The following is a 22386-nucleotide window of genomic DNA, read 5'->3' as shown; positions in this document are numbered from 1 at the left end:
AAGGAAGCAGGACCATGAGCAAGGATAACGCCGCGGCGGCCCCCGGGAAGAAGGGCGGAATGAAGAAGCCGCTGATTATCGCCCTTGGCGCGATCATACTCGTCGGCGGAGGTGCGGGTGGTGCGATCTACGCCTCGCAGAGCGGTCTGATCGGCGGAGCCAAGCCAGACGATCCGTACGCCGACAAGCCGAAGCTCGTCATCCGCGCCGATGGCGGCCGTGAGGCGACCTATTTCGAGATCGAGAAGAGCTTTACCTCGAACCTCGCGGACGCCGACGGTTTCATGCAGCTCTCGCTGGGCGTCGCGACCTATTATGACAGCCGCGTGCTCGACAATATCAAGCGCCACGAGGTGCCGATCCGATCGGCGGTGCTGATGACGCTCGCGGATCAGTCGGTCGACGTGATCGCCACGCCCGAGGGCAAGAAGCAGCTTCAAAAAGCATTGAAGGACACGGTCAACCGCGTCCTGCAGGAAAAGGAAGGTTTTGGCGGGGTCGACGACGTCTATTTCACGAGCTTCGTCATCCAATGAGCAAGGCAAGAAAACCCGCCGCCGAAGCGGCCGTGATCGATGTGCCCGAGGTCGGGGGGGAAGCGACGACGTCGCACGCCTTCGGCGCGAGCGATGATCGTTCGACCGCGTGGCTGGGCGGGCTCGAGCGGATCGGCGAGCGGCTGGCGCGGCGCATCCGCACGCTGGTCGAGCCGCTGACTCAGAGCCGCACCCAGGTGACGGCCGCACCCGTCGAGATGCGCAATTTCGAGGAATGGCAAGCGACACTCCCCGACTTTCTTAGCGTCAGCCTCTACCGGCTGCGCCCGCTCAAAGGGACGATGCTCGTCATCCTCGAGCCCGATTTCGTCGCGCGTGCCGTCGATATTTTCTATGGTGGTTCGGGCGATCTCCGTCCCGGCCGCGCGCGCGAGTTCACCCAGTCCGAGGAGCGGTTGATCGCGCGTTTCGCCGATGGCGTCATCGAACGGCTGGGCGAGGCATGGACCGAGGTCGCGAACCTCGCGCCGACGCTCGCCTCGCGCGAGACCAATATCGGCTACGCCAACATCTTCCGCCCCGGCGAGAGCGTCGCGGTGCAGCGCTTCGTGCTGACGCCGGTGCAGGGCAAGCCCACGACGATCAGCATCGTCTATCCCGTCGCGGCGCTCAGGATGGTCGATTCGCAGCTCACCGCGCGCGTCCATGACGATGCGGGTCCCGCCGACGAGGTGTGGCGCATGCGCATGGCCTATGCGCTGCAGCAGGTGCGTCTGCCCGTCCGTTCCGTTCTCGCGCGCCCCGAACTCACGCTTGCCGAGGTACTCGAGATGAAACCCGGCGACATCATTCCCGTGGTGCTCCCGCCACGCGTTCCCCTCATCGTAGCGCGCAAGCGTCTGGCGATGGGCACCATCGGCGAAAAGGACGGCCATGCCGCGCTGATGATCGACCATATCGAGAAAGGTGCATTTGAATGAGCGACATGACCGAAGCCCCCGTGCAGGTTGAAGGCCAGATCGGGCCGACCAGCGCCAATTTCCGCCTGCTGGCCGATGTGCCGCTGCGCCTTTCGGTCGAAGTGGGAAGCACCTCGCTTCCCCTCGCTGAACTGCTCGAGCTCGCCGAAGGCAGCGTCGTGGAACTCAATCGTCAGTCCAACGAACTGCTCGACATCATGGTCAACGGCACGCTGATCGCCAAGGGCGAGGTCGTGCAAGTCAATGGCCGTTTCGGCATCCGCGTCGTCGATGTCGTCGCGCGCGATGCACGCATGGCGGGGATCGAGCGCCGCACATGATGACCGCCTATATTTTGCGCTTGCTCATCCTGCTCCCGCTCGTCGCTGGGCTCGCCTATGGCGCGCTGTGGTTGTGGCGCCGTGTCGGTCCCGACATGGCGATCGGCAAACGCGAAAAGCTGGTGAAGCTCGTCGACGTGCTGCCGATGGGCGCGACGGGGCGGCTCGCGGTCGTGGAATTCGCCGACCGTCACCTGCTCATCTCGGTCGCGCGCGGCCGGATCGAACTGCTCGCAGACAGCAAGGCGCCGGAGCCGACGGATGCGGGTTGAGGCATGCCCCACACCGTTCGCCCTGAGCTTGTCGAAGGGCCTTCCTTTTTTCAGCAGCGGCGCAGACGAAAGGCAGGGCTTCGACAGGCTCAGCCCGAACGGATTTAGGCATCTCCGCATCGGCGCCCTGACGCTGGCCGCGTTGGCGGCTCTCTTCTTTGCCGCGCCCGCCTTCGCGCAACCCGGTGCGCTCGACCGCGCGGTAACGACCATCGCGGGCGACGGACGCCCGCTGTCGCTGTCGCTCCAGATCCTCGTCCTGATGAGCCTGTTGACGGTGCTGCCGTCGCTCATCCTGATGATGACGAGCTTCACGCGCATTATCATCGTGCTGTCGATCCTGCGGCAGGCCCTGGGACTCCAGCAGACCCCGCCCAATCAGGTTCTCGTCGGGCTCGCGCTGTTTCTCTCGATTTTCGTGATGCGTCCCGCGATCGACCAGATCAACGCGACCGCCTACACCCCCTATGGCGACGGCCAGATCAGCATCGAGGAAGCGGTCAAGCGCTCTGGAACGGTGCTCCACGGTTTCATGATCAAGCAGACGCGCGAGACCGATCTGAAGCTGTTTGCCGACCTTGCCGAGGCACCCAAATTCGCGACGCCGGCCGACGTGCCTTTCACGATCCTGCTTCCGGCCTTCGTCACGAGTGAACTCAAGACGGCGTTCCAGATCGGCTTTCTGATCTTCCTGCCCTTCCTCATCATAGACCTTGTCGTTGCAAGCACGCTGATGGCGCTCGGCATGATGATGCTTTCACCGACGATCATCTCGATGCCCTTCAAGCTTCTGCTGTTCGTGCTCGTCGATGGCTGGGCGCTGACCATGGGCTCGCTCGCCGGCTCGTTCGCGGGGGGATAGGCATGCGCGCACCCCCATCCCTCAACGTCATTCCCGCGAAAGCGGGAATCCATGAACACCGGCTTTTCCGAACCATTCTGCGTTCCTGGATTCCCGCTTTCGCGGGAATGACGGGGAAGGGACATGCCGAAAGACGCGCCCATGGCCGACGCTGACTATTTCATCGGTGTCGCGCAACAGGCGCTCTGGGTCCTTGCGCTTGCGAGCGCGCCGATCCTGATCCCCGCGCTCGTGGCGGGTCTGATTCTCGGCATGATCCAGGCTGCGACCTCGATCAACGAGGCGACGCTAAGCTTCGTGCCCAAGCTGATCATCGTTGCCGTCGCGCTTGCGATTTTCGGCGGGTCTATCCTGTTGCTGCTCGCCGATTTCACGCGCGAGATCTTCGCGCGCATCCCGGATCTCGTGCGCTGATGCCTCAGGGGTTCGCGGGTCTCGAGGCGCAGCTCTGGGTCTGGCTTGTCGCGATGATCCGCCCGGGCGCGGCGTTCCTTGTCGCCCCCGTCTTTGGCGCGCCCTATGTGCCTATCCAGCTTCGCATGGTCGTCTCGCTCGCGCTCGGCATGGCCGCGCTCCAGGCCAATCCGGTGATCCTTCCCGAGGGTGGGCTGGTGACGATCGCGGGTTTCATGCTCGTGCTGGGGGAGGTGCTTGTGGGTCTAGCGCTCGGCTTCGCGGTCCAGATCGGCTTTGCCGCCGCGATGCTCGCGGGCGAAACGATCGGCAACGTCATGGGACTGGGCTTTGCGGGCATGGTCGATCCCGCGAGCGGCCAGTCCTCGCCCGCGATCGGCCAGTTCCTGTCGCTGCTCACCACCTTCCTCTTTCTCGCGATCGGCGGGCATCTGATGCTCGCGACGATCATCGTCGAAAGCTATCGCGCGTTGCCACCGGGCGACGCCTTTATGTCGGCCGAGAGCATCAACGGACTGGTGCTGTTCGGCGGCGAGCTGTTCGCGGCGGGGCTCGCGGTGGCGCTGCCGGTGGGTTTCGCGCTCGTGATCGTCCAGCTCGTCATGGCGATGCTTGCGCGCTCGGCGCCCTCGCTCAATCTGTTCGCGGTCGGTCTGCCCGCTGCATTGCTGGCCGGGCTGGTGCTGATGGCGATGGCGGTACCCGTGATGGGCGAGGCGATCACGCTGTCGCTCCAGAACGGGCTTGCGATGGCGCGGCAGATGGCCGGGCGCTGACCGATGGCCGAAACCCCCGACAACGACCAGAAGACCGAAGATCCGACGCCAAAACGCCGCAAGGACGCGGCGGAGAAGGGTGACGTCCTTCAGTCGCGTGAACTCGGTACCGCACTCGTCATCTGGGCGGGAGCGGCGTGGATCGTGCTCGCGGGGCCCTGGATCATGGAGGCGCTTGGCGAGATGCTCGCTGCCTCGCTGCGCTTCGACCATGGCGATGTCCGCAATTTCGATCCCTGGTCGCGCTTCGTCGAGCTGATCGCGATCGTGCTGCTGCCGCTGGGCGCATTGATGGGGATTGCTTTCCTCGCGACGATCGTTGCGCCCGCGCTTCTCGGCTCGCTGGGCTTTCGCGCGAGCGCCTTCGGCTTCAAGGGGGAAAAGCTCAACCCCATAAGCGGCATCAAGCGGATCTTCGGAATCAACGGCCTGATCGAGCTCATCAAGTCGCTCGCCAAGGTCATCCTGCTCGGCTGGGCGGGGTGGTGGCTGATCACCAGCTATGCGGGGCAAATGGTGGCGCTGGGTAGCCAGGATGTTCGTGCCGCGATCGGCGATCTTGGCGGCACCTTCATCATCGCTGTAGTGGTGATGGCGGGCATGCTCGCGTTGATCGCGCTGGTCGACGTGCCCGCGCAGGTCTTTCAGCGGATGCAGCGCCTGCGCATGACCAAGCAGGAGGTCAAGGACGAGCACAAGCAGACTGAGGGTTCGCCCGAACTCAAGGCCGCGATCCGCCGCAAGCAGCATGAGGTGCTGCGCGGATCGGCGCGCAAGGCGGTGGCCGAGGCAACGGTAGTACTCACAAATCCTACGCATTTCGCGGTCGCGCTGCGCTATCGCCCGGGCTATGATGCGGCGCCCGTGGTGGTCGCGCGCGGGCGTGGCGCAACGGCCGCGGCGATCCGCGAACTGGCGGGTGAAAGCAAGATTCCCGTCCTGTCGTACCCGCAACTGACGCGCGCCATCTATTATACGGTTCAGACCGGACATACCGTCCGCGAGGATCTTTATATTGCGGTTGCCACCGTTCTTGCCTTTGTCTTCAATCTCGACGCCGCGATGGCGCAAGGCATCGTGCAACCCGATGTCGACGTGCCGGAAAACGCGCGTTTCGACGAAAACGGACGCGCGCAGACTTAAGCGCGAGCGGTACGCGCCGTTTCTCCTGATCGGGCCGATGCCCGTTGGGAGAAGCTATGGCTGAACGACCGCGTTCCGCGCGATTGAGTGAGATTTGCGCGCCGTGGCTCGTCCCCGGCCTCGCGCTGTCGGCTGCAAGCGCCGTGCCGCTGTCGTCTCCGACCGGGACCGTCAGCGACGGACGCGCGCGCACCACCGCCAAGGCGAGCGTGGAGATACGCGAGGCCGCGCGCATCACCGTTCCGCGGCCGGGAGACGGGCGGGCGGACGAACGTCGCGATATGCCCGCAATGATACAGCGACCCTGTCGGCCGGGCGATGCGCCCGAAGCTACGGCCTGCACACTCCATATTATCGACTTGCCCTGACTTAAGCGAAAGCGGGCGCTGCCGTTATTCCTGATGAGCAACAGGATAGCGCCATGGTCACCTCAATCACTTCAAGCATGGGTCTCGGTGCAGGTTTCGACACCGCGCAGTTGATCGAGGACCTGGCGACCGCGCAACGCGAGCCGCAGGAAAACCGGATCAAGGCGCGTGAAACCGCCAATGCGGCGCAGATCTCGACGATCGGCAACCTCGCGGGCGCGATCGACAGCTTTGCGAGTTCGCTCAAGACACTGATCAATGGCGGATCGTTGTTCACCCAACCGACGACGTCGGACGCCAGCATCGTCGGCGTGACGGCGAAGCCCGGCTATTCGCTCGAGGGGCTGTCGGCGCAGATCGAAGTCGTCCAGGTCGCCACTGCGCAGTCGCTCGCCTCGGCGCATGTGACGGATGCCGCAGCCCCGGTGGGGCAGGGCACGCTGACGCTGACCACCGGCAAGGGCAGCTTCAACGTCAAGATCGATTCGACCAATGACAGTCTCAACGGGCTGGCGGCCGCGATCAATGGGGCCAAGGCGGGCGTGATCGCATCGGTGGTCAAGGATAGTCTGGGTTCGCGGCTGGTCATTCGCGGCGGCAATGGCGCGGCCAATGCCTTCACGCTGGTGCCGCAATCAGGCGCCGATCCTGCACTGTCAGCCTATAGCTGGGACGGCGCGGCGGGCGGGATGACGCGCGCGCAGCAGGCGCGCGACGCGATCGTGAAGCTCGACGGGGTCGAGATCCGGCGCGACACCAACAGCTTTTCCGATGTGCTCGATGGCGTGAAGATCGACCTCAAAAAGGCGGCAGCCGGCCAGATCGTCACGATCGGCACCGAGCGTCCCGTCGGCGATCTGCGTCAGGCCGTGCTCGATTTCGCCGCCGCCTATAACGAGCTCGAGACGATGCTCGACGACGCCAGCGCTGGCGGTCTTGAAGGCGCCGCGGCAGGGCCGCTGCGCGGCAGCTCGGCCGTGCGCGACATGCGCCGCCAGCTTGCCGCCATCATTTCTACCGATCTGCGGAGCGGCGACGCCCCGACGACGCTTGCGGAGATCGGCGTGGTCACGCTGCGCGACGGATCACTGAAGGTTGATACGACAGCGCTCGACGCCGCGCTGCTCGCGCATCCCGATGCGATCGAACAGTTTTTCAATCCGTCCACGGCATCGGGAAGCACTGACAAGGGGCTCGGTGGCGTACTTCAGGACGTGCGCGACAAGCTGCGCGACAGCGATGGCGGCCTGGCCTCAGCGGCAGACCGTCTGAAGGCCGAAGCCCGGGATATCCGGGAAGATCGGGAGACCATGGAAATGCGCGCCGACGCCTATCGCGAGCGCCTGGTTCGCAATTTCACGGCAATGGACACGCGCGTCGCCTCCTACAAGGCGACGCAGTCCTATCTGGAGCAGCAGATCAAGATGTGGACCAACGGCAACGACTGAGCGCCGGACGGTACAGAGGAAGGACCAGAGGATGTTTCGAGCGGCTGCACGGCCAAGCGGCGCTTCAGCGCAATATGGACAGATCGACCTCAATGCGCGGATCGCGAGCGCCTCGCCGCACGGGCTGGTCTCGATCCTGTTCGAGGAGCTGCAACGCGCGATGGGGATGATGCGCAAGAGCGTGCATCCACATCGCCGTTCGGAGGCGCTGTCGCGTGCGCTGTCCATTCTTCAATCGCTCAACGATACGCTGAATTTCGACGCAGGCGGCCAGATCGCCGAAAGCCTCTCGGCGATCTATGGCGAGGCGCGCCGGCTCCTGCTCAAGGGATCGCGCGAACAGGACGTTGCGGCCGTAGCCGAAGCCGAGGCGATCATTGCCGAGATCGCGCAGTCGTGGACCGCGATGGGCGAGGGTGCCGCGGTCAGCTCGTGACGCGGCTGACGCCGTATTTCTGCATCTTCTCGATGAGCGTCGTACGCTGGAGCGAAAGCAGTCGCGCGGCGTCGGCGACCACACCACGCGACGCCTGGAGCGCCTCGACGATGTGGCGATATTCGAATTCGGCGACCAGCGACTTGAGGTCGACGGGGCGACCCGGGGCGATCACCGCGGGTGCGAGCGGCAATTCGCCCTGCACCAATGCGGGCTCCGCCACTGGCTCGTCGACTTTCGCCTTTTCGCGGTCCACCACGCGCCGGCGCGGTTGGCCGCGGGTCAGCAGCATGTCGACCTCCTCGGCCGAAAGCTCCTTGCCTGGAAAGACGATTGACGCGCGTTCGACGAAATTGCGGAGCTCGCGAACGTTGCCGGGCCAGCGATAGGCCTGGAGCCGCATCATCGCGGCGTGCGACAGCGTGAGTGGCCTTCGCCGCTCGGTCGAAAGCGCGACGAAGTGCGCGATCAGCGGCGCGATGTCCTCGGGACGTTCGTTCAGTGCAGGCAGGTGGATCGGAAAGACTGCGAGCCGGTAGAACAGATCCTCGCGAAAACTGTCATTGTCGATCGCGGCCTCGATATTGCGATGCGTGGCCGAGATGATGCGCGTATCGATCGGGATCGGCGTACGGCCGCCGATGCGCGTGATCGCGCGTTCCTCGATCACACGAAGCAGCTTGACCTGCATGTTCGCCGGCATGTCGCCGATCTCGTCGAGGAAAAGCGATCCTCCATTGGCGTCCTCGAAGCGCCCGCGCATCTGCGTCACCGCGCCAGTGAACGATCCGCGCTCATGCCCGAACAGTTCGGATTCCAGCAGCTCGCTCGGGATCGCGCCGCAATTGACCGCGACCAGGTCGCCCGCGGTGCGGCGACTTTCGACATGGATTGCGCGCGCCACCATTTCCTTGCCGCTGCCCGATGGGCCGGTGATCAGGACCGAGGCATTGGTTGGTGCGACCTGACGGACGAGTTCACGGATCGAATGAATGGCGTCGCTGGCGCCAATCAGAAGCGTATCGACCGATCCCCCCACGCCCTGTTGGGGTTGCCAAGCGACCGTCATCGACGACCGATGTCAGATTGGACGATATTTTCCGGATAATGTCCGGACACGCAATGCCGACCCATACTCCGCCCCCCAGCGTTCCTGCTATCGATAGCCGCAGGATTTGAAGCGCGAAATTCCAATCGCTACCGTTTTGACAGGTTTATCGATTCATTTCGTCAGTGTTTCGTTAACCTTTTCGGATCGCGGCGGGCGATTTGCGTAAGTGGCCGATGACAATTCGTTAACGCTCATATCAACGACGGCAGAAATCGGTGCCGATGTGGGAATGACCCACTTTTTTGCGGCGCTACGGTATGCGAAGCGTCAGACCCCGCTCCAGCGGCCGAGCAAGCCTGACAAGGCGCTATGACCCTCAGGGGTGACCGCCAATATGGTGCGGCGGGCATCGATCGCATCGCGTGTCCTGACCGCAAAGCCGTCGCGGACGAGGATTGCGATCCATCGCAGCGCCGTGGACGTTGGGGTGTTTGAGGCGATGCACGCGTCGTTGACATAGACGGTACGCCCTTCGGCGTCGGCGACATACAGGTCTAGCAGGATGTTGAGCGCTGGCTCATCAAAATAGCTGGCGGGCAGATATTTACGCTGGATCTCGCGCATCCGGATCGCGGTCTTCGCGACGCGCAGGAGTTGATCCGCGTCGGGCCCTACCTCCATGTCATCGTTGTCAGGCGGGATCGGCGGCTGCGCCCCCGCTTCGATCCGGCGCAAGATCGTCAGCATCTCATCCAGCGTTGATTCGAGCGGCATGGTCGAACGCGAGTCCTTGAATTGCACTACAATATTCCCAGCCCGGCAATCGAACCGTGTGACCAATATCGTCCCGACGCGACGGTTTCAAATCTCGAAACCGATATATGCGACAAATTGATCCTCGACACCCTCACCACTGCCGCCGGCCCGACCGCGCACGTCGTTTCGAAACGGTTACGGTCGCGGCGCTGCGTAGGAGCTGCCACGTTGTCAAAAGGTTACCAGGGAAGGTGAATCGACGGTTGCCTGCGGAGCGACGGGCAAAAGGCCGGCGATCCGGCCGGGTCAGGAAGAACCGGCCCCGGCGTTCACAGCCACGGTCGCGGCAGCATCAGCAGCGCACCGAGCGTCGCCGGTATCCAAAGCGCGATCGCGCCGTGCCGCCACCGCGACATCAGCAGCACCAGTGTGATGCCTGCAAGCGAGAGCAGGCCGATCCAGGCAACAGGACCTTGATAAGGGCCAAGGCGCAGGATTGCGAGGCATGCGGACAGGGCCATCAAAGCGATGTCAGCCTCGCGATCAACGCCGCCAACCTGTTTGGCAAGCGGCACGTCACCACCTGCCCGTTCCAGAATAGCTGCTATTTCGGCGCATCGCGAACGGTGATGGGGTCGCTGCGCTACAACTGGTAGCAGGTTGCCATGGGCGCCCGTTCCCACTGGATTTGGAAACGGGCGCCCAGTCCCCTAATTTGCCGTACGTTCGATCAACGTCTTGAGCGCCAGCAAGTCGCGATTGATCCATTTGATGTCGGCCGCGAACTTCTCGTCATCCATTCCCGGCTGCCGGAACAGCGTGAGCATGACCTCCGCGCCATCATCATTCTGAATGACGCGAAGCGGAATATGGACGGTGCTGCCACCCCCGACATCGACCCAATGATCCATGACGCCATGCGCATTGTGCGGCGTGAACCGGATGCGAATGGGGCCCTCGGGGCCGTCCGCCAGCCATTGGTCGCCCTCTTCATGCAGCTCGGAATCGGACAGACCTGACGCCCATTCAGGGAAAAATTCGGGCCGGTAGATGCGCTCGTAAAGCGCGCGCCAGTCGCAGGCGATCGACACGCTGTAGGTCCGTGCTGGCAGCATCACCTTCTCCACCCGCTGTTCGCGCGAACTTGCGCCGAATGCCGATACTAGAAGCGCATCGATAGCTCCAGTCCGTAGGTGCGGGGTTCACCGACGGCCGCGGCATTGCGGCTCATGTTTTTATCCTCCCCTGCGGCCGAACAGTCAGGTTGACCCCGACCCTTCGATCCTGCGCGAGGCACGCTATGGCAGGACGCGCGAACGGCAGTGACTGGGGTGGCAAGCCAAAAAGTCCACGCAGGAGACGGTCAAGGGCCATCGGATAAACGGCCCACGGTTTTGGATGCAGTCGAAAACGATCCTAAAATGAGGGGCGAGCGTGGGACAATTCGCTTGTCGCTGTGAGGAAGCCTTAGGCCATGCGTATCCTGTCTGAGCCCAAACGGTCTCGCGGCGCCACGATCATTGCCGCTATTTCCGCGGTCAGTTTTGTCGGGATGGCGGGCGTCTGGAGCGCTGGCGTATCGATGAACAGATTTGCGCGCGACAACCAGTCGCGCCTTATCGCGAACCTGATCACGCGCAGCGTGCACGGGAATATCGAGCAACTTCGCCTCTCAAGCTCGAAGAGAGAGCTTCCTGAAAAGATTCAGAGCATTGAGACGCCTCAGGCGCTTGAATGGCTCGACCGCGAAATTGGTGCCGTTCACGCGGAGGACTATGATCAGCGCTCGGTCGGGATCATCGGGCCCAAGGGCGCTATCTATACTTTCGAGCCTTTCGGACGTCATTCGCTCGATGGACTCAACCAGCTTGAAGCCCAGACGGAGCTGGTTGTCGGGCTTCTGCGCAGCGGCACGGCCCATGATCTCGTCGAACACGATGCAAGCTATCCTGAGATCGAAGCGAAATATGACGATACGAACGGACGCAAGCTTTCACGATGGGACATCCATATCGTGGAGGTCAATCGATCACCGGCGATTGTGGGAGCGGCCCGAATAGGCGATGCGGGCACAGGAAATATTCTCGTCACCGTCACGCCAATCAGCCCCTTTCGCATCGAAATGATCGGGCGCACTTTGATGCTGGAGGATCTCAAGGGTATCGACGTCCTGTCTCCGACACCCGGTGGCTATGCCGAATTTGTCATCCACGCGGATGACGGCAAGCCGATCAGCAAGCTCGTCTGGCGGCCCCAGACGCCGGGCAACGCGTTGCTTTACGGCATATTGCCGGCAATGTTCGCGATGGTTGTCATATTCATCGCCCTCTTCGCGATTGCCGTGCGGCGGCTCCATGTTCTGAACGAGCATGCCGTCAAGAACAGTCGTAAGGCGCTCTATCTGGCGAATTTCGATCCCTTGTCGGGGCTCGCGAACCGGCGCAATTTTGGCGAGTATCTCGACAAGCTCGTAGGCCGCCGCCCATGCCAGATCGCATTCGTCGATCTCGATGATTTCAAGCTGATAAACGACACCATGGGGCACTCTGCCGGTGACGAGATCGTCAAGACTATCGCCGATCGCCTGACCGCGACCTTTTCCGGCGACGACTATCGTGTAGCCCGATTGGGCGGCGACGAATTCGCGATCGTCGACAGCTCGCCCGAGCGCGATGCCGATCGCTTCGGAGAGAGGATCATGCAACTGATCTGCGAGAAGGTGCAGGTCGACAAAATCGCGCTATCAATGAGCCTCTCGGCTGGGATCGCGCAGTCCCCCGAGTTCGGTACCACGGTGTCCGAACTGATGCGCAACGCAGACATCGCGCTTTATGCGGCAAAGGCCGAAGGCAAGGGGGCCTATGCAATCTATTCTCACAAGCTGGGGCATTTGGTGGAGCAACGGAGAGAGCGCGAGGAGCTGCTCGCTGGCGCCATCGAAAACGGTGCGTTCGAGCTGCATTACCAACCCATTGTTTGCCTCGCCACCGATCTGCCGACCAGCATTGAGGCGCTGGTCAGGCTGAAGCGCAACCCCAATCTCACGCCCGACGTTTTCATTCCCATAGTCGAGAATATGGGCCTTATGCCGCGGCTCGGCGAATGGATTATCAAGGCTGCCTTCGAGGACTCGCTGAAATGGCCCGGCGTGCACACATCGATAAATCTGTCGCCATTACAAATTCAAAGCGCGGATCTGCTGGGCATTGTTGATGGCTACAAAGCCGAGTTCGACATTGACCCGGCAACGATCATCTTCGAGATAACCGAAGGCGTTCTGCTGGATAAAACCCAGCATGTTCGCAGCGTGCTCGATGGCCTCAAGGGCCGCGGGTACAAGCTCGCGCTGGATGACTTCGGAACCGGCTATTCATCGCTGAGCTATCTTGGCGATATGAACATCGATCGCCTGAAGCTCGACCAGAGCTTTGTGCGGGGAGGGCGGATCAGGGAAGCCCGAAACGCGACTCTGGTAAAGGCCGTGATCGACATCGGGCGCAATCTGGGTATCGAAGTGGTCGCCGAAGGCGTCGAAGACCTCGCTGAAGTCGAGGCGCTTCGACTCTGGGGCTGCAGTCACGTCCAGGGCTATCTCCTCTCGAAGGCCGTTCCCGCAACCGCTGCGGTCAAGCGCCTTCGCGACCTCATGGACAAGGCGCGGAACTCCGAACTGCCTCGCGATCGTACGCGTAAGCTAACGGTCATCTGAAACGTCATCCGATGCAGCAAGTACTCCCTATAGGTCTGTTTCAGCTATCCTGGCCCTGCGGCGGAAAGGCGGCTTCTGCGCAGCAGGCGACACGATCGTCTACAATAGCCTTGTGAACCACGCGATGACCAAAGCGCACGCACCCGATGCGGATCAAGAGTCTGGCCTTGATCAGATTCTTTCGTTCTTGAGACGTTACGGTCTCGACATGCGCCCGGAACACTATGAGCTTGGCTATCGCGTGGTCGTGGATCGCGATCCCTTCATCATTGCCGCGGTCCAGCGCGCGATCGAAACGGGGCACCCGGTTGCTCCTGCCGATATCAGAGCCGCAATGCAGCATGCGGGAGGGGTGGTGCAGCGCGCCCAGGAATTGACCGTCGAGGTCGATCGCAATGCCGCGTCGCTGCAGGACATCATCAAGCGAAGCCAGTCCGCGGCGCGAGAATATAGCGACGCGCTGCAAGGGAGTGTGCACGATCTGGCCGCGGCTGCCCGTGGCGAATCCATTTCGAACCTGGTCGACATCGCGGGCACCATGTTGGCGCGCGCTACCCAGGCGGAAGCCGAGCTGGCCGAAGCGCGGTCGGAAGTCGACGGATTACGCGAACATCTGGCCGAGGCGCGCAATGTCGCGCGTCAGGATCCGCTGACCCGACTGCCCAATCGCCGTGCATTCGAGGAGCGGTGCCTGGCCGAATTGAGCGCGGGCAACAGCCTCACCATCGCAATTTGCGATATCGACCGGTTCAAATATATCAACGATACGCATGGCCACAACATAGGCGACCGCGTCTTGCAATTCGTGGCGCGCTGTCTGGAAAAATCGTGCGAGGGCCACTTCGTAGCACGCATGGGCGGTGAGGAATTTGTGATCCTGATGTCGGCTACCAATATGATGACAGCCCATCGCATCATCGACGCGGCCCGCCGGGACGTGAATGCGCACGATCTCAAGATCCGCGAAAGCGGCGTGTATATCGGTGCAATTTCATTCTCCGCGGGGCTGGCGATCGGCGTGAAGGACGAGCCTCATCCCAACATTTTGAAACGCGCGGACGAAAACCTGTACCAGGCAAAGAATTCGGGGCGAAACAAGGTCGTGTTCTAAAGCGTCAGCAGATATGCAATTGGCGAAGCGCGTGCCATTTGGCATGGTGCGACCACGGACTGGACGGCGGCGGCAAAAAACGCCGTGAATACATCCACATAGGCTCCGCCAACGACATCATGTCTGCGGCGGGCTTGCACCCGCTCCCGGAGCCCGGCTGCCAATTCGTTGCGAGTAGCTATGCAATTCAATCATTTTGACATCGACGTTTTCCTTCGCGATTTTTGGCAAAAGAAACCGCTGCTGATCAGGAACCCCTGGAAGTCCTGGCACAATCCGCTCGACCCCGATGAGCTCGCAGGTCTCGCCTGCGAAAGCGAAGTCGAATCGCGTCTGGTCACGCAAGTGCGCGAGACATGGCAGCTCGAGCACGGCCCCTTCGCCGAAGCGCGTTTTGGTCAGCTTGGCAACAAGGCCTGGACGCTGCTGGTACAGGCCGTCGATCACCATGTGCCAGATGTCGCCGCACTCATCGAACCGTTTCGCTTCGTGCCGAACTGGCGCATCGACGATGTGATGGTGAGCTATGCCACCGATCAAGGCGGCGTGGGCCCGCATTTTGACCAGTATGACGTGTTTCTCGTTCAAGGCCTGGGCCAACGCCGCTGGCAGGTTGGCGCGCATTGCGATCAGGCGACGGTGTTGTTGCCCAACGAGGATTTGCGCCTGTTGGCAAAGTTTGAAGCCACCGACGAATGGGTGCTCGATCCCGGCGACATACTCTACGTGCCGCCGGGCGTTGCGCATAACGGCGTCGCGGTTGGCGACAACTGCATGACCTATTCGATCGGCTTCCGCGCACCGTCGCGTGGCGAGCTGATCGCGGATTGGTGTGATGACCTCGTTGCGGACATGCAGGATGATGATCGGTACACCGATCCGGATTTGCGGATGCAAGACAATCCGGGCGAAATTTCCGCGACGGCCATCACGCAACTGCATGCGATGATCACCAAGAAAATGCTCGACCGCGACGCGTTTGCGCGCTGGTTCGGGCAATATAACAGCACGCCCAAATATCCCGACGCGGATTGGCGGCCCGAAGAGCCAATTCAGATCGAGGCAGTGTGCGAATTCATCGCCGGCAATCTGCCACTGTGCCGCAATCCGGCCAGCCGCTTTTCGTTTATCCGCCAGCACGCAAATGCGGTGCTGTTGTTCGTCGACGGTCAGTGCTTCGAGTGCCGCGGGGAAACCATCGCCTTCGCTGAACAACTATGTTCGCGAGATCGCATCGAGATCGGGTTGAAGCTTGGAAAATCGGATTTTGCGGTGGCCCTGATCGCGACGCTCTTCAATCAGGGCAGCGTGGCTTTCGTGTCTGAGGATTGAGAGCGATGGCGCGCCTGATCCTGTTCAACAAACCCTATGGCGTGCTGCCGCAATTCACCGATCGCGGCACCACATCACCTCGCCCGACGCTGTCGGATTTCATCGACGTGCCAGGCGTCTACCCGGCGGGGCGGCTCGACCTCGACAGCGAGGGCCTGCTCCTTCTCACCGACGACGGCAGGCTGCAGGCGCGGATTGCTGATCCAAGGTTCAAAATGGCGAAGACCTATCTGGTGCAGGTCGAGGGCGACGTGGCCGAGGCAGGCCTCGTGTCGTTGCGGCAAGGCGTCCGTCTGAAAGACGGTTTGACCCGGCCGGCCGAGGTCGAACGCATCTCCGCTCCCGACCTGTGGCTCCGCGATCCACCGATCCGTTTTCGCAAGACCGTCCCCGACTGCTGGATCAGGCTGACCATCCGGGAAGGACGAAACCGGCAGGTGCGCAGGATGACCGCGGCCATCGGCCATCCGACGCTGAGGCTTGTGCGATGGAGCATCGGCGACTGGACGGTGGAAGGCATGCAGCCCGGAGAATGGCGAGCCACTCTGGCGGGACCTTCAAGCTAGCCCGCGCATTCGCAATTCGTTCCAACGAGCTCGTGTCGCTAAGGGAGTAAAGCCCTAAATCATTTGTTCCGCCCTTCGCCAGGCAAAGGGCTGAGAATCGCGTTTATGGGGGCTGACCCCAGGTGATCGTCCCAATCGCTGTCTGATGTAACAAAGTGTTTCTGTGTGCGTTCACGCACTGGATAGTTGGCGGGCCGTCATTATCTCCATGAGTAGATGGCCTTGCCGGTGGCCTTTCCGGTCATACATCACCAGACGCTCCATGAACTGACACGCGCTCCACTCTGCAATGACTGCTCCCACAATCCTGCTCGTAGAAGACGATCCCGCGCTGCGCACCCTGACGGCACGCGCGTTGCAGCAAAACGGATACCAGGTTCGGCCCGCTGCTTCAGCGCCGGAAATGTGGACCGCGCTCGACATCGGCGCGGTGGACCTCGTGCTGCTCGACATCATGCTGCCGGGAACCAATGGTCTCGATCTGTGCCGCCAGCTTCGCCAGCTCAGCGACGTGCCGATCATCTTCATAAGCGCCAAGGGCAGCGAGACCGACCGGGTGGTCGGTCTGGAGCTGGGCGCCGACGATTATCTGGCCAAGCCGTTCAGCACCCGCGAACTGATCGCGCGCGTACGGGCGGTGTTGCGCCGGGGGCGGCTCGATCGTCAGCATGGCGAGGGTGGCCAAGGCGTGGCCCGCTTCGCCGGCTGGACCGTCAACTTTCCGCGCCGCGAACTGCTTTCACCGACGGGCGGGGTCGTCGACCTGACTGGCGCCGAATTCGATCTGCTGTCGAGCTTCCTGGAGAACGCGCAGCGCGTGATCGCGCGCGAACGACTGATCGAGCTTTCGCGCACGCGGCTTGGCGATGCATCGGATCGCAGTGTTGACGTGCTGGTCAGCCGATTGCGGCGCAAGCTGTCGCACAAGGATTCGAGCGCGCCGATCGTGACCGTACGTGGCGTGGGGTATATGTTCAGCGCGGAAGTTTCGCGCCAGTGACCGAAGCCATGCGGCCGTCCATCGGGCTTTTGGGCAGGGTTTTCGCCATCCTGTTGCTGACGATCGCGATCGAGTTCGCCGTCAGCACGTTGCTGTACGAGCGCGCGGGGCAGTTGCGCGTGCGCGAGGACGAGGCACATCGCGTTGCCGAGCATCTGGCGGTGGCAAGCCGGCTCATGAACGCGAATCCTGCTGATGAGCGACCGGAGCTGGCCGCTCGACTGTCGAGTGAGACCTTCATCGTCAAATGGCACCCGACCAGGGTGCCGCCCGTGCCGATGGCGGCGGCGCTCGAAGAGATGCGCGCGCAGATCGTTGGCTGGGAACCGGCGCTGGCGCATGCGAAGTTGCGGCTGCATCTGAAGGAGCCGGGGCGTAATGGCAAGGTGATGGGGCAGTTGTCGCTCGACGACGGAAGCTGGCTCGAATTCAAGTCGACGCAGCTCGTTGGTCCTTCGGCGTTACGGATCAATCGCTTCCTGCTGGCCCTGATTCCAGCGGTCGCGCTGATCCTGATCGGCGGATTGCTGATACGACGCGTCCTGGCTCCGATGCGGATGCTGGCGCGCGCGGCTGCGCGCATCGGCGAGGGAGAGCGCGTCGTACTACCCGAAATGGGCGTGTCGGAAATCCGGCGTGTGGTCCGCGCGTTCAACGAAATGCAGACGCGCATCCATCAACTCATCAACGATCGCACCGAAGCACTCGCTTCGGTTGGTCACGATCTGCGCACGCCGCTTGCTCGCATGCAATTGCGTACCGAGGCGATCAGCGATGCTTCGGTGCGTCGCGCGATCGAGAAGGATGTTGGCGAGATGGAGGCGATGGTTGCCTCACTCCTCGCATATTACGGCGGTGACAGTGATCCCGAAAAGCCGGTTCAGACCGATATCGCGGTACTCGCGGCAACGATCGTCGACGACGCCTCGGATATGGGCGATCCGGCGAGCTATGCCGGGCCCGACCATTTCGAAGTCGTCGTGCGCCCGCTCGCGTTGAAACGGGCCTTGTCCAATCTCGTGGAGAACGCGATCAAATATGCGGACGGAGCGCAGGTGAGTCTGCGATCCGAAAACGGGAGGGTCGTGCTGTGCGTCGAGGACAACGGGCCCGGGATACCCGAAAGCGAACTTGAGCATGTGCTCGAGCCGTTTGTCCGGCTCGATCTGGCGCGGAGCCGTGACACCCACGGGCTGGGCCTCGGAATCCCGATCGCGCATCGGGTTGCACGCCGCGAGGGCGGGATGCTCCGGCTGTCCAACCGGCCAACGGGCGGATTGCGTGCGGAAATAGATCTGCCCCGGCGCTGAGCCGCCGGAAACACTTCCTTACAGCGCGAAACATTTCCTTACGTGCTTGCTGCGTCGCAGCAAAGTTCGACGGCTAACCTTGCCTCGCGCCGCCTCCTCGGCGCCAGTCAAGGAGTATCCCGGTGAACGAACTGATCGGTCGCGTCTTCTCTTTCGAGAAACAGGTATTTCCCAACCAAAGTACGCTCTACGCGCGTCTCGCCAGCGATGGCCAACGTCCCAAAGCGCTGATGATCTCATGTGCGGACTCGCGCATCGTACCCGAACACATCATGCAGGCTGAGCCCGGCGATCTGTTCGTGTGCCGAAATGCGGGCAATATCGTGCCCCCTTTCGCTACGCAGAATGGCGGCGTGTCCTCGACCGTCGAATATGCGGTGGCGGCCCTCGGGGTGCGCGACATCATCGTGTGCGGGCATTCGGATTGCGGTGCGATGAAAGCGCTGGCGATCAATCAGGATCTGGGCGGCATGCCCAATGTCGCCGCCTGGCTGCGCCATTCGCACGCCGCGCACAAGGTCGTCGTCGAGAGCTATCCGCAGATGGACGATGCCCAGCGTATCCGCACGGTCTCGCTCGAGAATGTGGTCATCCAGCTTGCGCATCTTCGCACGCATCCCTCGGTCGCAGCCGGAATCGCACGCGGCGAGATCGCGCTGCATGGCTGGTTCGTCGACATTCATGCGGGCTGCGTGCTCGGCCTGGACGGCAAAACGGGGCGCTTCGTGCCGCTGCGCGAGGGCGAACCCTTGCCCGTCGCCTTGCCGCACGAGACGCGCCGCGCCGCGGATTTCGTCGAGGCGGCGGAATGACGGGCGCGCTGACCAAAACCTTCTCGCGCGATTTGACGGCGTCGATCGTCGTCTTTCTCGTCGCCATGCCGCTGTGCATGGGGATCGCGATCGCTTCGGGCGTGCCGCCCGAAAAAGGCCTGATCACGGGGATTATCGGGGGTATCGTCGTCGGGGCACTGGCCGGGTCGCCGCTTCAGGTGAGCGGACCCGCGGCGGGTCTCGCCGTCCTCGTCTTCGAAATCGTGCGCGATCAGGGGCTTTCGGCACTCGGCCCAATCCTTGTGCTTGCCGGGCTGATCCAGGTCGCAGCCGGCGTATTTCGGCTGGGCGGCTGGTTTCGCGCGATCTCGCCCGCGGTCGTCCACGGGATGCTTGCGGGCATCGGCCTCCTGATCGTGCTCGGCCAGTTCCATGTGCTCTTCGACGCGAAGCCGCTGCCCGGCGGGATCGACAACCTCATTGCCATGCCCGCCCGAATTCTCGGGCTTGCACCAGGCGGGGACGGTGGCGCGCTGGCGGCTTTCGCGATCGGCATCCTCACGATCGCGGCGATGCTCGGCTGGGAGCGACTGCGTCCGGATCGCCTGCGCCTTGTGCCTGGAGCGCTCATCGGCGTCGTCGTCGCCACCGCCGTTGCCTATGGCCTGGGGCTCGATGTCATCCGGGTGAGCGTGCCGGAATCGATTGTCGGCGCGATTGCGCTGCCAGATGCAAGCATGTTGCAGCGTCTTGCTGAGCCCTCGCTGATCGGGACCGCTATTGCCATTGCGTTCATCGCAAGTGCTGAGACGCTGCTCTCGGCCGCGGCGGTCGACCGGATGCACAATGGCGTGCGGACCAACTACAACAAGGAGTTGCGCGCGCAGGGCGTGGGTAATCTTCTCTGCGGCGTTGCGGGCGCCCTCCCGATGACGGGAGTGATCGTGCGCAGCTCGGCCAATGTGCAGGCGGGCGGTGCTACGCGGATGTCCACGATCCTGCATGGCGTCTGGATCCTTGGTTTCGTAGCGTTGTTGCCCTGGTTGTTGCGTGAAATCCCGATGGCAGCGCTCGCAGGGGTGCTCGTTGTAACCGGCGCCAAGCTTGTGAGTCTGGATCACGTAAAGCATCTGTTCGATCGCTATGGCCCGCTTCCCGCGCTGATCTGGGCGGGGACCTTTCTGATGGTCGTCACGACCGATCTGCTCACCGGCGTGCTTGTGGGCCTTGCGCTCTCGTTGCTCGAACTTGCGCCGCACGTCCGCAGGCTCCGGCTACGCACCGATCAGCGGCAGGAGGGCGAAACGCGCGAGATCGTGCTGGATGGCGCAGCGACCTTCGTTGCGCTGCCCAAGTTGACGGCACTGCTGGACGATATCCCGGCGGTGGGCCGGCTGCGACTGAATGTCGAACGGCTGAGGCATATCGACCATACCTGCGCCGAGATGCTTGACGAATGGATCAGGCGTCGGCGCGATGCGGGGCTTGCCGTCGAGCTGGAAGGAGCGAGAGGGCGGCTCGAGCGGCTGGTGACTGCGGCATGACGGCCGTTGCGCGCGCGGCCGCCGCCACCCCGCTGGCGCCTACCGCCGGGTGGATAGCGTGCGGAGACGGGGAGGATACGCTCCTGACCCTTCCGGCTCGTATCCACGGGATTGCGGCGCATGCGGTTCTCGACAGTGGCGCCACGCGCGCGGTGCTCGATGCCGGATTTGCCGCACGCCATGGATTGTCGGGGGTGCGCGAGCACCGTGTCACGGCGCTCACGGGTGAGATTCCGGCCAGTCTGACCCAGCCACTGGATATCCAGGTTGGTGGGATGGGCTTGCCCGAGACGCCCGCGCTGATTCTGGATTTACGGCCGATTGCCCGCGCCACGCGGGCTCCGATCGATCTGGTGCTGGGGCACGAATTCTTTCTTCGCAGCGCAATCGACATCGATCCCGATCGCGGCGCGCTGCGGTTCCTCGACAATGGCAGCGAAAACATAAAACACTGGCTGCCGGTGGTGCAGATGTCCGACGGGCATTTCTGCACCACCATTGCATTGAAGGATGGGTTGCAGACCGATGCGATAATCGATCTGGGCTCGCTAGCGCCGCTCTACATCAGCCCGGATCTTGCCATAGAGTATGATCTGTTCAAAGGCATCAGGCGTGGATCTAACGCGAGCACCGGGGTGGAAGGCGTTGCGATAAGCCAGCTCGGCCGGTTGCCAAAATTGCAGTTGGCCGATGCAGTGTTTCATGACGTCCCCTTTGCGGTTCCGCCGGTCTGGTGCTTCGCTGCGCCCGTTGTGCTGGGGCTCCCGCTGCTGATGCGCTTTCGCTGCTACCTCGATTTCGGGCGCCGACGAATGCAAATGATACCTGCGAGCGGGCTGGAAAGGCCGTTCGGGCGCGATCGATCGGGATTGAGCGTGATCCACGTGGGCGAGCAGCTTCGGGTGGTTCACGTGGCCAGAGACAGCCCGGCGGCAAGAGCTGGCCTCAACGTCGGTGACGGCATCATCGCGATCAATGATGAAACCATCAATTTGAGCAGCGCCAACCGTCGCAATCTCGGCAAGCAACCCCCGGGGACACGGTACGTCCTTTCGATACTGGGCAAGGGCGATCGAGAACTCGTTCTCGAGGAGTATTATTGAGTTTGTCGAGGTTTAGGATCGCAACGACAGAAGCGGCAAACACGCGCGCGCCTAGATGATCGCGGTCGGCGCATCCGAGAAAGTGCTTCGTGGGAACTTTTCGGCTATGCGTGGGGAACTTTCAGCAGCCCCCAACAAAAAGTACCATAAATCAATATGGTGACCCCTACGGCCACCCGGTTTCCGTAGCAAGACATTGATTTTACGTCAATATTTTCTTCAGACCGGGCCGCCGTACCATTAGAAGTGCCATCTGTTTACTAGGATCATTTGGGCAGGATTGACATTGCGCGACCAATAGGCCGACTTATTGGCGGCCGACCGCAACATCGGTGTTCCCGGGTTCCCGGGAGCACCGATGTTATAGCTCATTGGAGATGGCAATCTGAGCCTGCGACATGCAGGTTCGTTCGATTCCCGTAGGTGGGTCACCAGTCAATGGATTTATTGCCTTGATTTTGTATCATAAATTTCCAACTTCAGGAAGTTACGACCACATTTGTTTCCACATTTGTCGTGGGCTTTGATGCGCTTTCTTCGGTCGTTCCGGGAGGACTCGCATTCCGCCTCCGAGCTTCGTCGCTGGCGCGCTGCTCCGCGATCCGGCTTATGACA

General features: G+C 62.4%; 24 protein-coding genes. 20 read left to right on the top strand and 4 right to left on the bottom strand.

Annotation, left to right across the window (positions count from 1 at the left end):
* The first annotated feature begins 14 nt into the window (after positions 1-14).
* The 11 genes from D3876_RS02360 to D3876_RS02310 all read left to right on the top strand — a co-directional run bounded on the left by D3876_RS02360 (position 15) and on the right by D3876_RS02310 (position 7516).
* Positions 15-536, top strand: coding sequence for a flagellar basal body-associated FliL family protein (locus D3876_RS02360; RefSeq protein WP_119759499.1), 522 nt, complete (start codon positions 15-17; stop codon positions 534-536).
* Complete coding sequence (locus D3876_RS02355) at positions 533-1477, top strand: flagellar motor switch protein FliM (RefSeq protein ID WP_119759498.1); 945 nt, start codon at positions 533-535, stop codon at positions 1475-1477. Before D3876_RS02360 ends, D3876_RS02355 begins: the two co-directional genes overlap by 4 nt.
* Complete coding sequence (gene fliN / locus D3876_RS02350; RefSeq protein ID WP_119759497.1) at positions 1474-1797, top strand: flagellar motor switch protein FliN; 324 nt, start codon at positions 1474-1476, stop codon at positions 1795-1797. Before D3876_RS02355 ends, fliN begins: the two co-directional genes overlap by 4 nt.
* Positions 1794-2069 carry a flagellar biosynthetic protein FliO gene (locus D3876_RS02345; RefSeq protein ID WP_119759496.1) on the top strand — a complete coding sequence of 92 codons (276 nt, stop codon included), beginning with the start codon at positions 1794-1796 and terminating at the stop codon, positions 2067-2069. The genes fliN and D3876_RS02345 overlap by 4 nt, the downstream gene beginning before the upstream one ends.
* A 118-nt stretch (positions 2070-2187) precedes the next feature.
* A complete protein-coding gene (gene fliP, locus D3876_RS02340) occupies positions 2188-2931 on the top strand; it encodes a flagellar type III secretion system pore protein FliP (protein ID WP_420801945.1) in 744 nt (247 codons plus the stop codon).
* A gap of 141 nt (positions 2932-3072) precedes the next feature.
* Positions 3073-3345 (top strand): flagellar biosynthesis protein FliQ, encoded by a 273-nt coding sequence (fliQ, locus tag D3876_RS02335; RefSeq protein WP_119760925.1) that lies wholly within the window; start codon positions 3073-3075, stop codon positions 3343-3345.
* Positions 3342-4121 (top strand): flagellar biosynthetic protein FliR, encoded by a 780-nt coding sequence (fliR, locus tag D3876_RS02330; RefSeq protein ID WP_119759495.1) that lies wholly within the window; start codon positions 3342-3344, stop codon positions 4119-4121. The genes fliQ and fliR overlap by 4 nt, the downstream gene beginning before the upstream one ends.
* Before the next feature lie 3 nt (positions 4122-4124).
* Positions 4125-5264, top strand: coding sequence for an EscU/YscU/HrcU family type III secretion system export apparatus switch protein (locus tag D3876_RS02325; protein WP_119759494.1), 1140 nt, complete (start codon positions 4125-4127; stop codon positions 5262-5264).
* A 56-nt stretch (positions 5265-5320) separates the two neighbouring features.
* Positions 5321-5632, top strand: coding sequence for a hypothetical protein (locus tag D3876_RS02320; RefSeq protein ID WP_147417563.1), 312 nt, complete (start codon positions 5321-5323; stop codon positions 5630-5632).
* Positions 5633-5685: 53 nt separating this feature from the next.
* Positions 5686-7080: a flagellar filament capping protein FliD gene (fliD, locus tag D3876_RS02315; protein ID WP_238475206.1), complete on the top strand. Its 1395-nt coding sequence runs from the start codon at positions 5686-5688 to the stop codon at positions 7078-7080.
* A gap of 31 nt (positions 7081-7111) precedes the next feature.
* Positions 7112-7516, top strand: a complete 405-nt coding sequence (locus D3876_RS02310; protein WP_119759491.1) for a flagellar export chaperone FliS — start codon at positions 7112-7114, stop codon at positions 7514-7516.
* Here the strand turns inward: D3876_RS02310 and D3876_RS02305 are convergent.
* The 4 genes from D3876_RS02305 to D3876_RS02290 form a co-directional block, all read right to left on the bottom strand.
* On the bottom strand, positions 7506-8585 hold the full coding sequence (locus D3876_RS02305; protein ID WP_119759490.1) for a sigma-54 interaction domain-containing protein: 1080 nt from the start codon (positions 8583-8585) through the stop codon (positions 7506-7508). The two genes, D3876_RS02310 and D3876_RS02305, sit on opposite strands and share 11 nt — an antisense overlap.
* A 309-nt stretch (positions 8586-8894) precedes the next feature.
* The gene (locus D3876_RS02300) at positions 8895-9368 is read right to left on the bottom strand and encodes a helix-turn-helix domain-containing protein (RefSeq protein ID WP_119759489.1); all 474 of its coding nucleotides are present in this window, start codon (positions 9366-9368) and stop codon (positions 8895-8897) included.
* 284 nt (positions 9369-9652) lie between these two features.
* Entirely contained in the window at positions 9653-9898 is a 246-nt protein-coding gene (locus tag D3876_RS02295) for a hypothetical protein (protein WP_119759488.1), read from the bottom strand.
* Between the two features lie 135 nt (positions 9899-10033).
* Complete coding sequence (locus D3876_RS02290) at positions 10034-10438, bottom strand: polyketide cyclase (protein ID WP_119760923.1); 405 nt, start codon at positions 10436-10438, stop codon at positions 10034-10036.
* A 359-nt stretch (positions 10439-10797) separates the two neighbouring features.
* On the opposite strand from D3876_RS02290, the gene D3876_RS02285 reads away from it, so the two are divergent.
* The 9 genes from D3876_RS02285 to D3876_RS02245 all read left to right on the top strand — a co-directional run bounded on the left by D3876_RS02285 (position 10798) and on the right by D3876_RS02245 (position 21771).
* Positions 10798-13032 (top strand): putative bifunctional diguanylate cyclase/phosphodiesterase, encoded by a 2235-nt coding sequence (locus tag D3876_RS02285; protein WP_119759487.1) that lies wholly within the window; start codon positions 10798-10800, stop codon positions 13030-13032.
* Between the two features lie 124 nt (positions 13033-13156).
* Entirely contained in the window at positions 13157-14143 is a 987-nt protein-coding gene (locus D3876_RS02280; protein WP_119759486.1) for a GGDEF domain-containing protein, read from the top strand.
* Positions 14144-14323: 180 nt separating this feature from the next.
* Entirely contained in the window at positions 14324-15475 is a 1152-nt protein-coding gene (locus tag D3876_RS02275) for a cupin domain-containing protein (RefSeq protein ID WP_119759485.1), read from the top strand.
* Positions 15476-15480: 5 nt separating this feature from the next.
* Positions 15481-16041 (top strand): pseudouridine synthase, encoded by a 561-nt coding sequence (locus D3876_RS02270; protein WP_119759484.1) that lies wholly within the window; start codon positions 15481-15483, stop codon positions 16039-16041.
* A 289-nt stretch (positions 16042-16330) separates the two neighbouring features.
* Positions 16331-17041, top strand: coding sequence for a response regulator transcription factor (locus D3876_RS02265; RefSeq protein WP_119759483.1), 711 nt, complete (start codon positions 16331-16333; stop codon positions 17039-17041).
* A gap of 8 nt (positions 17042-17049) precedes the next feature.
* On the top strand, positions 17050-18351 hold the full coding sequence (locus D3876_RS02260) for an ATP-binding protein (protein ID WP_182911837.1): 1302 nt from the start codon (positions 17050-17052) through the stop codon (positions 18349-18351).
* Positions 18352-18473: 122 nt separating this feature from the next.
* Positions 18474-19163 (top strand): carbonic anhydrase, encoded by a 690-nt coding sequence (locus D3876_RS02255; protein ID WP_119759481.1) that lies wholly within the window; start codon positions 18474-18476, stop codon positions 19161-19163.
* Positions 19160-20668, top strand: a complete 1509-nt coding sequence (locus tag D3876_RS02250; RefSeq protein ID WP_119759480.1) for a SulP family inorganic anion transporter — start codon at positions 19160-19162, stop codon at positions 20666-20668. The genes D3876_RS02255 and D3876_RS02250 overlap by 4 nt, the downstream gene beginning before the upstream one ends.
* A complete protein-coding gene (locus tag D3876_RS02245; protein WP_182911836.1) occupies positions 20665-21771 on the top strand; it encodes an aspartyl protease family protein in 1107 nt (368 codons plus the stop codon). The genes D3876_RS02250 and D3876_RS02245 overlap by 4 nt, the downstream gene beginning before the upstream one ends.
* Positions 21772-22386 lie beyond the last annotated feature (615 nt).

The sequence above is a fragment of the Sphingomonas cavernae genome (genome assembly GCF_003590775.1).
In the GTDB taxonomy this organism is placed as follows: Bacteria; Pseudomonadota; Alphaproteobacteria; order Sphingomonadales; family Sphingomonadaceae; genus Sphingobium_A; species Sphingobium_A cavernae.
Note: the sequence above shows the minus strand (reverse complement) of the source record. Positions and strands in the feature narration are given on the sequence as shown.

Bases quoted from the DNA above. Each gene is read 5' to 3' on its own strand.
- D3876_RS02245 (WP_182911836.1), top strand. From the start codon at position 20,665: ATGACGGCCGTTGCGCGCGCGGCCGCCGCCACCCCGCTGGCGCCTACC.
- D3876_RS02265 (WP_119759483.1), top strand. From the start codon at position 16,331: ATGACTGCTCCCACAATCCTGCTCGTAGAAGACGATCCCGCGCTGCGC.
- D3876_RS02355 (WP_119759498.1), top strand. From the start codon at position 533: ATGAGCAAGGCAAGAAAACCCGCCGCCGAAGCGGCCGTGATCGATGTG.
- D3876_RS02250 (WP_119759480.1), top strand. From the start codon at position 19,160: ATGACGGGCGCGCTGACCAAAACCTTCTCGCGCGATTTGACGGCGTCG.
- D3876_RS02325 (WP_119759494.1), top strand. From the start codon at position 4,125: ATGGCCGAAACCCCCGACAACGACCAGAAGACCGAAGATCCGACGCCA.
- D3876_RS02360 (WP_119759499.1), top strand. From the start codon at position 15: ATGAGCAAGGATAACGCCGCGGCGGCCCCCGGGAAGAAGGGCGGAATG.
- D3876_RS02290 (WP_119760923.1), bottom strand. From the start codon at position 10,438: ATGCTGCCAGCACGGACCTACAGCGTGTCGATCGCCTGCGACTGGCGC.
- D3876_RS02280 (WP_119759486.1), top strand. From the start codon at position 13,157: ATGACCAAAGCGCACGCACCCGATGCGGATCAAGAGTCTGGCCTTGAT.
- D3876_RS02345 (WP_119759496.1), top strand. From the start codon at position 1,794: ATGATGACCGCCTATATTTTGCGCTTGCTCATCCTGCTCCCGCTCGTC.
- fliQ (WP_119760925.1), top strand. From the start codon at position 3,073: ATGGCCGACGCTGACTATTTCATCGGTGTCGCGCAACAGGCGCTCTGG.
- D3876_RS02305 (WP_119759490.1), bottom strand. From the start codon at position 8,585: ATGACGGTCGCTTGGCAACCCCAACAGGGCGTGGGGGGATCGGTCGAT.
- D3876_RS02270 (WP_119759484.1), top strand. From the start codon at position 15,481: ATGGCGCGCCTGATCCTGTTCAACAAACCCTATGGCGTGCTGCCGCAA.
- D3876_RS02320 (WP_147417563.1), top strand. From the start codon at position 5,321: ATGGCTGAACGACCGCGTTCCGCGCGATTGAGTGAGATTTGCGCGCCG.
- D3876_RS02260 (WP_182911837.1), top strand. From the start codon at position 17,050: ATGCGGCCGTCCATCGGGCTTTTGGGCAGGGTTTTCGCCATCCTGTTG.
- fliN (WP_119759497.1), top strand. From the start codon at position 1,474: ATGAGCGACATGACCGAAGCCCCCGTGCAGGTTGAAGGCCAGATCGGG.
- D3876_RS02285 (WP_119759487.1), top strand. From the start codon at position 10,798: ATGCGTATCCTGTCTGAGCCCAAACGGTCTCGCGGCGCCACGATCATT.
- fliD (WP_238475206.1), top strand. From the start codon at position 5,686: ATGGTCACCTCAATCACTTCAAGCATGGGTCTCGGTGCAGGTTTCGAC.
- D3876_RS02275 (WP_119759485.1), top strand. From the start codon at position 14,324: ATGCAATTCAATCATTTTGACATCGACGTTTTCCTTCGCGATTTTTGG.
- D3876_RS02310 (WP_119759491.1), top strand. From the start codon at position 7,112: ATGTTTCGAGCGGCTGCACGGCCAAGCGGCGCTTCAGCGCAATATGGA.